The 10,042-nt window shown below is 56.7% G+C and carries 7 protein-coding genes; 6 read left to right on the forward strand and 1 reads right to left on the reverse strand.

The window, feature by feature from the left end:
- Nucleotides 1-169 (reverse strand): sugar phosphate nucleotidyltransferase (locus GSQ79_RS26195; protein WP_305764641.1); only part of this gene is annotated, 169 nt, incomplete at its 3' end.
- 666 nt (nt 170-835) lie between these two features.
- On the opposite strand from GSQ79_RS26195, the gene GSQ79_RS26200 reads away from it, so the two are divergent.
- The 6 genes from GSQ79_RS26200 to GSQ79_RS26230 form a co-directional block, all read left to right on the forward strand.
- Complete coding sequence (locus tag GSQ79_RS26200) at nt 836-1,546, forward strand: TetR/AcrR family transcriptional regulator (RefSeq protein ID WP_158811688.1); 711 nt, start codon at nt 836-838, stop codon at nt 1,544-1,546.
- Between the two features lie 276 nt (nt 1,547-1,822).
- Entirely contained in the window at nt 1,823-3,100 is a 1,278-nt protein-coding gene (locus GSQ79_RS26205) for a polysaccharide biosynthesis/export family protein (protein WP_158811689.1), read from the forward strand.
- A gap of 247 nt (nt 3,101-3,347) precedes the next feature.
- Nucleotides 3,348-4,073 carry a hypothetical protein gene (locus GSQ79_RS26210; protein ID WP_158811690.1) on the forward strand — a complete coding sequence of 242 codons (726 nt, stop codon included), beginning with the start codon at nt 3,348-3,350 and terminating at the stop codon, nt 4,071-4,073.
- A gap of 590 nt (nt 4,074-4,663) precedes the next feature.
- Entirely contained in the window at nt 4,664-5,839 is a 1,176-nt protein-coding gene (locus tag GSQ79_RS26215) for an acyltransferase (protein WP_158811691.1), read from the forward strand.
- A gap of 510 nt (nt 5,840-6,349) precedes the next feature.
- Nucleotides 6,350-7,723, forward strand: coding sequence for a TolC family outer membrane protein (locus GSQ79_RS26220; protein ID WP_246725596.1), 1,374 nt, complete (start codon nt 6,350-6,352; stop codon nt 7,721-7,723).
- An 896-nt stretch (nt 7,724-8,619) separates the two neighbouring features.
- Nucleotides 8,620-10,042, forward strand: a 1,423-nt coding sequence (locus GSQ79_RS26230; RefSeq protein WP_210253225.1) for an efflux RND transporter permease subunit, incomplete at its 3' end; no start/stop codon positions are given.

The raw sequence follows: 10,042 nt of genomic DNA on the forward strand, positions 1-10,042 counted from the left end.
TGACCACCGGGGTCTCGAAAAGCGGATCGCCCAGAACGTCGATCGCCATCTGGAAGGTCGACTTGGTGCCGACCAGCGGGATGAACTGTTTTGGCAGGCTCTCGCGGGACTCGGGCCACACCCGCGTTCCGGAACCACCGCACATGATCACGGGAAGAATTTTCATCAGAGGATCACCCCAATTTGCGGCGCTTCTTGGTCACAAGCTAGACTATTTGTTCGGCATCTTCCACAGGTGGAAAAACACCGTACTTAATGTTTCGAAGTCAAGCGTAATGTTAGTATTCGGCAACAGCTTCCAATGGTCCGCAAGGCAGCAGATCTGTGTCAACCGCGTTCAAACGAGCCCCGGTGAAGATTGCAGCGCCTGACCGAAATGGAATTAACAATTGACACACACCCGGAAAGTGTATGCCCAATAAAATGCAATCCAAGCGACGTAAAGACAAGCCGTTGCAATGTCGATTACTTTCGGAATAGTATTACGACTTAGGTCTATTAATTAATTACAAGCCTTAAAGTCTCGCCCAAGAAATATGCATAAAACCGCAAGCGAGCCCAAAAATCTGGCTCAGGCTTTAGGTAAATGTCCATATATCGTTCGGCCCAAGAATTTAACGTAAAGAATAAATGATAACTTACGTGTTGATCGAGCGGGTGTGGTGGCTTGCCAAATCTCGCGTCGTTTTTTGGTATTGATTCGATGTAGCCTGGAACATTAAAATGCTTAAGCTCGAGTTAATAGAGCGCCGGCACTAGGAGGCTTTTGAGTCTTTCCTTCGTCGTTTTGTAGTCGCCGCCTAGTTTTGCCTAATCTGTATTATGGGGTTGAGTAATGAGTGACAAACGCTCTCAAGGCCGCCCATGCCGCGGCGTCAATGAAGTCGGTCGTCTTAGGATTGTCGCGAGCTTGCAACAAATGCTTAGAGAACGGCCGTTCGACGATCTTTCGCGGAAGTCCATCGCCAAACACATCGGGGTTACCCCTGCGCTGATAACATATTATTTTCCCAGCAGGCAGAGCCTCATCGAAGAGGCGGCAATGCCCATCATCGATGGATACATACGGAAGATTCAAGCCGTCCTACACTCGGACAACGACAATCCGACCAAACTAAGAAAGTTGGTCAGAACGCTGGTGGATTGCTACCGGTACGACGCCGGCATACTCAAGGCGTATAACGATATCGTCTTGAATCAAGAAAGTTCAAATCCTATCAATCATATCGAAGTCATCTCGACCGATATTTCTCTCTTTTTTGCAGAACTGATCGATACGAACGTGTGTAGTCGCTACGATATCGCGGCCCTTCAGGGAGCAATCTGGGGAATGTGCGTGGCCGTTGCACGCGCCGAATGGCTACAAGACCAGGCCAAGGGAGCACCCGACCCGTCTGTCGCCGACGAGACCGCCTCCATGTCTTCTGTATTCAACCTTCTCGATGGCGGTTTGACGTCTCTCGGATTGGCCAGAGCGTCTCGGCCTCGCCATAGGACCAGTGATAGTCTGCGCCAAAAGAATCTCGTCGCCCTTGCGCCGGCCTGACACTCGCCCCTCGAAGCGTGCCTGTCCTGTCTGGAACCGTTCCGACCGCGCGGGCCGCTTCGGGGTTGCCGGTCTGCGATCTTGGCCGACAGGGGCGACATGCTCAGACCAAATGCCTCGTCGCACTCCCGTCGCTTTCAGAAAATGTCCCTTTGGGAATACTCTGCAATCCGCGAGACGATCGCAGCAATTTTTGTTCGTATTAATTTGGGGTTTGCCGATTGCCATAATAGGACTCCAGAGCAAGCCGTTATCCGAGCACACATGGTGTGTCTAATGATCAGCAAATCTTCAATTGGTGGCTTAGCCCTCATGGCGTTTGTAGCGGTGGCTGCCGGTCCTGCTGCCGCGAATGATAGCGATTATCGTATCGGGTCGCAGGATAAGCTGAAAATTCGCGTTTACGACTTCCGGGTCGGTAGCGGCGAGTCGCATGAATGGACGGCACTGACGGGCGATTTCGTGGTCGGAGCCTCCGGCAATGTCTCGTTACCGTTTGTCGGTGAACTTCATGCCGCGGACCTGTCGACGGAGCAATTGGCCGCCGCCATCTCTACGGGACTGCAAAAGAAGGTCGGTCTCGCCCAACCGCCATTCGCATCGGTGGAAGTAGCCCAATATCGTCCGTTTTACATCCTGGGCCGCGTCGACAAGCCAGGAGAGTATCCTTTCCGGCCGGGCACAACCGTTCTTCAAGCCCTGGGGATCGCCGGTGGCATGGAGCGTTTCACGCAAGCCAACCTACTGGCTTCGGAACGCGACGCGCTCGTAGGCCGAGGCGACCTCAGGGTCCTAGCCGCTGAGCGCATCCAGTTGCTGGTCCGTCAGGCTAGGTTGACCGCGGAGATCAACGATGTGGCAGCGCCGGTCTATTCCCAGGAGATCCTGTCGCAGGCATCCGACCCCGCCGTTGCGCGAGCAAGGCGCGAAGAGGATCTTCTCTTTGCCAGCGATCGCAATTCGCTGTCCTCCCAGATTCTAATTCTACGGCAGACGAAGGATCTCCTCGGTCACGAGGTCGTCGCCCTCAAAACGAAAGATATTTCGCTCGATCGGCAGATCACCTTGTCCAGAAAGGAGGTGGATCTTGTCAGTGGCCTGGTTACCAAGGGGTTGTCGGTGACGCCGCGTCAGACCGCGCTCGAACAGAACGAAGCTCAGCTTGAAAGCATGAGGCTCGATGTTCAGGTGGCCGCCTTGCGGGCGCAGCAGGACATCGCCAAAGCAGATCGCGAAATCCTTGAGCTTGGAAACAAGGCGCGCGCTCAGGCCCTCACCGAATCGAGTGATGTGCGGTCCCGTCTCGCGTCCCTCGACGAGCGGATCGATACGGCCAAGAGCCTCGTCTATCAAGCGGAGGTTCGCGCGCCGCAAGTCGATGCCGCGACGGCGGAGCGTGATCGAGCGCAGATCCTCTTCTTTGCGACACGTCCGGTCGGCGGCGTCTTCAAGACGGAAGCGATCGACGAAAACGATCTCATTCGCCCTGGCGATACGATCAGGGTGGAACAGGCGCCCGTTAAGGCGAAAACAATGGATCAGGCTGCCCGCTAACCCTGACGGCGCGGCCGCGGGAAACCAACATTCTTGGCCGTGTTTGCCATGGGCGCGGCCAAGCCTGGCTACGTCGCGCTTTACGCCTTGGCGTCGCCCCAGCGTTTGAACGAAGACGCGTCTGTCGACCTCACACCTCTCGGCCATGGGGCTCGAATACTATTTTACGCATAATTTAAATTGCAATTCCATATTACGTTATTATGGTTATTGCGACTTTGCGTCAATCTAAGCGCTGGAGGGTGCAATGAACCTTTTATTGGATAATCCGCTCGTCAATATTGCGCCGATTGAGCTTCCCAGCGTGTCGAGCGCGTCGATCGATGCTCTCGTGGCCGACATAAACACGAAGGGGTTTGCGGAGATCAAAGACTATATCAGCCCGCAGAATCTTGCCGATATGCGCGGTGTGGTCAACGCGGCTGTGCAACGGTCCAAAGGTGAATACGTCGCCTTTACGGGAGCCAATGCCGTTCGTGAAAGCATCTTCGAGCGCATCGCGCAATCAGACGACTTCAAGTCCCTGATGCGTCGGCTGTATGTCGCTGGAACAGGACGGTCGCCGCCCGAAACCGAGTTTTACCAAGTCCTGCGTTGTCTGTGCGGGAAAAGCGCCGTCAAACACAGTCTCAACTTCCACTACGACTCCTACGTCGTGACCGCCTTGATCCCCGTGGAAATCCCGAAAACCGGAAAATCGGGGGATCTCATCATGCTGGCGAATTTTCGCGACATCAGAAACTCCTATTTCGCGAACGTGATCGACAAGATCCTGCTCGACAACAAAGTTACCCAGACAGCCCTGCGGCTTTTCACGAATGCGAAACTCCTCCCGCTGAAACGCATCAAGCCGGAGCCGGGAAGTATTTACTTCTTTTGGGGGTACCGTTCGATACACACCAACGAAGCGTGCGATCAAGACAAGGTTCGCGCCACGGCATTGTATCACTACGCCAATCCGCACGCGGGCTAAGCATGATCCGTATCCCGGTGTCGGTTCGTCGCCAGTCCTGAGGCGATGACGCGATGGCGTTCAGACCGGCGGACATCGGACAGGCATCCAGCCGCCGCACCGCGCTTGATCACGTCCACGCCTTTGAGCCGTGGACTCGCACCATGGTTTGTAAGTGAACGGGTCTCGACATGGATTTATTCAAGCCAGTCGTCCTCTATCTGCATCCCGGATCGAGAACGCCAACAAAGATCCATTTTCCGAATCTTCGTTCTGCTTTGATAAGCGTCATGCATGATATCGAGCTGTCCGACCGGCACCATACGCTCATTTTCGGTACGGAAGGATGCCTGGGTCCCGAGGAGATCGAGCGCTGCTACGCAGACCTCCAGGTCGGGGCACACGTGTTCGCGAATGCGTGAGCGTCGCCACGCGCGAAACAGCTCATGGGATCCCGAATACCACGTCTCAGCAGCCCCGGGATCGCATCGCACCAGAAGGGACAGGCATCCCCGACCTATCTATCGATATCGAGAACCAGACGCGTTGACCCTCATGGTCTGAAGACTTTGTTTCGCCGCGAGCCTGTGGCTTTGGATAGGACTTGCACGTTGAGCCAGGATAAAGAGCGAACGAGGTATTTCGCCGCGGTAGACGGAATGCGCGGTATCGCCGCGATCCTCGTGATGGATTATCACGTCGCCCTGTACTTTTCCTTCAATAAGGGAGTTTCCGGCGCGACCATCCTGGCTGATCATTTCTATCTCGTCGTCGACCTTTTCTTCGTCATGAGCGGGTTCGTGATAGCGCATTCATTTGATGCCAAAATGATATCCGGAATGACGTGTCTCGAATTTATGGCGTCTCGTCTCCGAAGACTTTACCCCATGGTGGTGATCGGGGTTTTGTTCGGCGCCACGACGTTGCTCGCGTTCCTATATGTGACGCCACAGGTGGGCTTTTCGCGTATCGTATTGTGCGTGATGTCCGGCCTTCTGCTGCTCCCGACGACGGTCTTGACCGCGTTCAAGCCCTGGGCCTTTCCAGCCAACAGTCCCCATTGGTCGCTGTCGTACGAAATGGTCCTGAGTTTCGGTTATGCCCTGACCTTTCCGTTTCTGAAGAATCGCGTACTGATCGTCGCGACGGCCTGTGCCGCGGCCGTTCTGGTGACGGTCGCATTCACGGTGGGGGGATTGAATATCGGATTTGTGGTGTCCGACTACGCCCTTGCCTTCGGGCGAGTCGTTTATCCGTTCCTGATCGGCATGACTCTCCGGCGATCCGGCCTTTTCAAGCCAGCGACGCAAAGACATGGCTATTTGGCCGTGCCCTTAATTCTCATCGTCATTATAAATCCGATTCCTGCGACATGGTACTACGATGCTTTCGTCGTCGTGTTCGTATTGCCTTGTCTGGTTTGGCTTGCCGCCGCGGCAAAGCCGGTGCCCGGGGTGGACTTCTTGTTCGCGTTGGCCGGCGAGATTTCATACCCGCTCTACGCTTTGCATTTTCCAATCGTGGTGGCGTTTTCGAACGCAAGTAAAGCGATGCGATTGAGCCCATCGCAGAACCTGTTCGCCGGGCTGGCATGTGCGGTCTTTGCGTTTTGTGTCGCCTACGTTGTCTATCGATACATCGACGTGCCCATCCGCCGCTATCTGGGGGCGGGTCGGAATCAGACGCTGCAGGCCGGCAGATACGCGCCTGTCACCGGGCGCGGCTTTCATCCAGACCCCACACAACGAAGCAAATTGGGCCAACGCCTGATCCGTCGGTTTCTTTAAAGCACGTCGCGGCGCAGATCAGTCGATATTGTCACCTGACACGACAGCTCCCGCCATGCATGTTCTCGATCCGGCTTCGTCGATCGATGGGAAAGCGACGCCGAAAGGGTCAGTTTGTCGTGCTTGGCTCCGCGACGCTTTCGAGACGCTGTTCCATTCGTGGTGTGGTCCATAGTCCAGCGCCTCTAAGTCTCTGGGTCGACCGGGACCGACGAGGGTATCGCCTGGGCAGCTTCGCCTAGCGCACCTTGCCGCTGTTGCACGCACAACGATTTGCTTTGTTGCCTTGAACAACTTCCGCGTGAGGCTGCATTACTGTTTCAATTAGGCCACTATCGTTTAGATAAGATTGTATTACCTGCCCATGACCTGCGGAGCGGCGCCTCGCCGGGGTTTTTTAATTTACTGGTAATCATAAATCGGCATTACAGAGGGGGTTAGAATGACACCGGTTTGGCCGTTCGCGATGGGTATCATGTGCGAACTGGTTGAGAGGGTAGAGGCATCGGCGTGTCGGTTGCGGTGAAACTTGCCTTCGCTTGCGCTTTGGTGCTCGGCTGCCCCGCGCGGTTTGCCTGCGCCGAGACAATGTCATCAGCGCTGGCGCGCGCCTATGCAGGCAATCCGGATCTCAACCAGCAGCGAGCGGCGGCCCGCGCGTCCGACGAGGGTGTGTCGAGGGCCGTGTCGCAGTACCGGCCGCAAGTGGCAGCAGTCGCGTCGGTCGGGTACAATTATTCGGATGGAGGCCAGAATACCGTCTATGCGCCAGGCAACTCCACCCCCAGCGCGCTGGGGCTGACGGTCACGCAAAACGTATTCAATGGCAACCAGACGACAAACGGCGTCAGGCAGGCTGAGTCGGGCGTTATGCTGTCCCGCGAGAATATCCGTAACACGGAACAGAATACCCTTCAGAACGGCGCGACGGCCTACATGAACGTGCTGCGCGATACGGCTATCCTCGAGCTCAACAGAAATAATATTTCTGTGCTCGCGGAGCAGCTTCGTCAGACCCGCGATCGATTTCTCGTCAGCGAGCTGACGCGGACGGATGTCGCGCAGGCGGGTTCCAGTTTGGCGACCGCTCGATCGAACTATTTCACAGCACAGGCGAATTTACAGAACAGCATTGCTAATTTTCGCCAGATCATCGGCGTCGAGCCGACCCGGCTCGAGCCCGCTCGCCCGATCGATAACCTGTTGCCGGCGACAGTCGATCAAGCAATTGCCGTGTCTTTTTCGGACAATCCTTTGGTCGCTGCAGCATTACACAGCGTCGACGTGGCTCAACTGCAGGTCCAAATCAATGAAGGGCAGTTATACCCTACGGTGAACATCATCGGTAGTGTCGGTCAGAGCTACCAATATGTGGGATCTAGCCATGCCAGCACTTTGAATGCCGCGATCATGGGTCAATTGTCGGTTCCGATTTACAGCGGTGGCGCAACCTATTCTCTTATCCGCCAATCGAAAGAGCTTTTAGCGCAAGCGCGCTTGCAGGCCGATCTTCAACGCGACGCCGTTCGAGCGGCCGTCGTATCGGGATGGGGGCAGCTTGAGACCGCCAAAGCTGTTATCCGCTCGTCGCAAGCCGCGGTGAAAGCCGCAGAAATTGCCCTGAACGGCGTTCGCGAAGAAGCCAATGTCGGACAGAGGACAACACTCGACATCTTGATCGCCCAGCAGACGCTTCTGACCGCAAGGGTGAGTTTGGTGACTGCCCAGCGTGATCGGGTCGTCTCCAGCTACGTCGTTATGGCCGCCATCGGGCGACTCTCCGCTGCGAATCTGGCGCTTGATGTGGTGACGTACGATCCATCTATTCACTATGAACAAGTGCGGGATAAGTGGATTGGTCTTAGGACCCCGGACGGTCGCTAGAAGGTGATATGACCTCGGACGCACAAGGGTTTCTCGATCAGTTTGTACCCTGCGTTTGACGCTCCAGAGCAGGCGCCGAGCCTATCGCTCGTTCCGTTCGAGCCCTCATTCATCATTGTCTCTGCCGATATCGACGGCCGGTAAAGTTCCTCGTTAGTTTTCCTGGTGTGCTCACTGCGTGAGCGTCCGGTAAAGGCCGCCCTGTGTTTCTGGACGGCGCGAGGTCGGTGTGCTTCAGGCTGCGCGAGCGGTCGAGATCTCAACAATTTCCTTGCCGGGATCTCTGGCAGCCTGGAGCTGATGCAGCTTCGCCTGAACCAGGGCAGGCTGAAGGATATTGGCCGCCACATCGCGGCGGCTCAAGGGGCTGCGTCACGCGCGGCGGCAGATTCAAGCGGACGATCTTGTCACAGCTGACTTTTTAAAGACCAGCGGCCGGGGGGGCCAAAGGTCGCGGTCGGCCTCGTAAGTCGACTCAACCCTTGCCGGACCGAACTCTCCGATCGAGAAGCGATCGGCCCGTATGAACGACCTACGGCACCGATCGCCATCTTTCAAAGACGTCAATCTTAAAATATTCCTTAAGCTTGCGAGTATGCCGATCGAGATGAGCCGGATCCAAAGACAGGTCCGGCCGCGGATGGGGCCGTATATACGGCTCCATTAAAAAGCGTCGCGGAATCGACAACCACGTCTCTGAACGGCCTCGTCGGGTTTATTGCCCGCCTTCCGCGTGGCGATCCTAAAGAAAAACTTAATATAACTTCTGGGGCGAAGCGGGTATTGCGACAATACATCAGAACACTGGGCATGCTGTCGGCGAGCCTCCCGGAGGTTGCTGATGCCAAATCGGGCCCCGCCCAGCGCACTTTATATTCGAGGAAGATCGACGATTCATGCTCGCCATCGTCCGCGTCGCGTTGCAGCGTCCCTACACGTTCGTCGTCATGGCGGTGCTGATCCTGATCTTCGGTATCAAGGCCTGGACGACCACGCCGACCGACATCTTCCCCGACATCGGCATTCCCGTCGTCAGCGCGATCTGGAGCTACAACGGTCTGCCGCCTGAAGAAATGTCAGGACGCATCGTCTATTACTACGAGCGGACGCTGAGCTCCCAGGTCAACGACATCCAGCACATCGAGTCGCAGTCTCTGCCGGGCTATGGCGTCGTCAAAGTGTTCTTCCAACCCAAGGTGAACATCAACACGGCGATCGCACAGATCACCGCTGCGTCGCAGACGGTGCTGAAATATCTTCCGCCGGGCATCACGCCGCCTCAAATCCTCGTGTTCAACGCCTCGAGCGTGCCGATCCTGCAGCTGGCCCTGTCGAGCAAGACCTTGTCGCAGTCTCAGCTCTCCGACTTCGGGCAGAACTTCATCCGGCCCCAGCTCGCGACGGTCGCGGGCGCCGCAGTGCCTTCGCCGTACGGCGGCAAGATCCGCCAGGTCCAGGTCGACATCAACCCCGGTAAGCTCGAAGCCTACAAGATCTCGGCGCAGGACGTCGTCGGGGCCCTTGCCAACGAGAACCTTATCACGCCCGTCGGCACGGAGAAGATCGGCAAGTTCGAATACGTCGTCTCGCTCAACGACGCACCGAAGGAAATCGCCAAGCTGAACGACCTGCCGATCAAGCAGGTCGACGGCGCGACTGTATACATGCGCGATGTCGCCAACGTCCACGATGGCAGCCCACCGCAGACCAACATCGTCCGCGTCGATGGATCCCACGCCGTGCTGATGACGATCCTCAAGGCGGGATCGGCCTCGACGCTCGACGTGATCAACGGCGTCAAGGCGCTTCTGCCGAAGATCCGCGCGTCGTTGCCGCCGAGCCTCGAACTCACGACGGTCGGCGATCAGTCGGAGTTCGTCAACGATGCCGTCTCGGGCGTGCTGCGCGAAGGCGCGATCGCGGCGGCGCTCACCGGCCTGATGATCCTGATCTTCCTCGGAAGCTGGCGTTCGACCCTCATCATCACCGTGTCGATTCCGCTGGCGATTTTGTTTTCCGTCGCCGTGCTGTCGATGCTCGGCGAGACAATCAACGTGATGACCCTCGGCGGCCTTGCGCTGGCGGTCGGCATCCTTGTCGACGATGCGACCGTGACGATCGAAAATATCAATTATCATCTTGAGCAGGGCAAAGACATCGAGAGCGCGATCATGGATGGTGCGCGCCAGATCGTCGTGCCCGCGACGGTGTCGCTGCTCTGCATCTGCATCGTCTTCGTGCCGATGTTCGGCCTTGGCGGCATCGCCGGCTTTCTCTTCAAGCCGCTGGCCGAAGCGGTCATCTTCGCGCTGATCGGCT

The organism is Beijerinckia sp. L45 (assembly GCF_009765775.1).
GTDB lineage: Bacteria > Pseudomonadota > Alphaproteobacteria > Rhizobiales > Beijerinckiaceae > RH-AL1.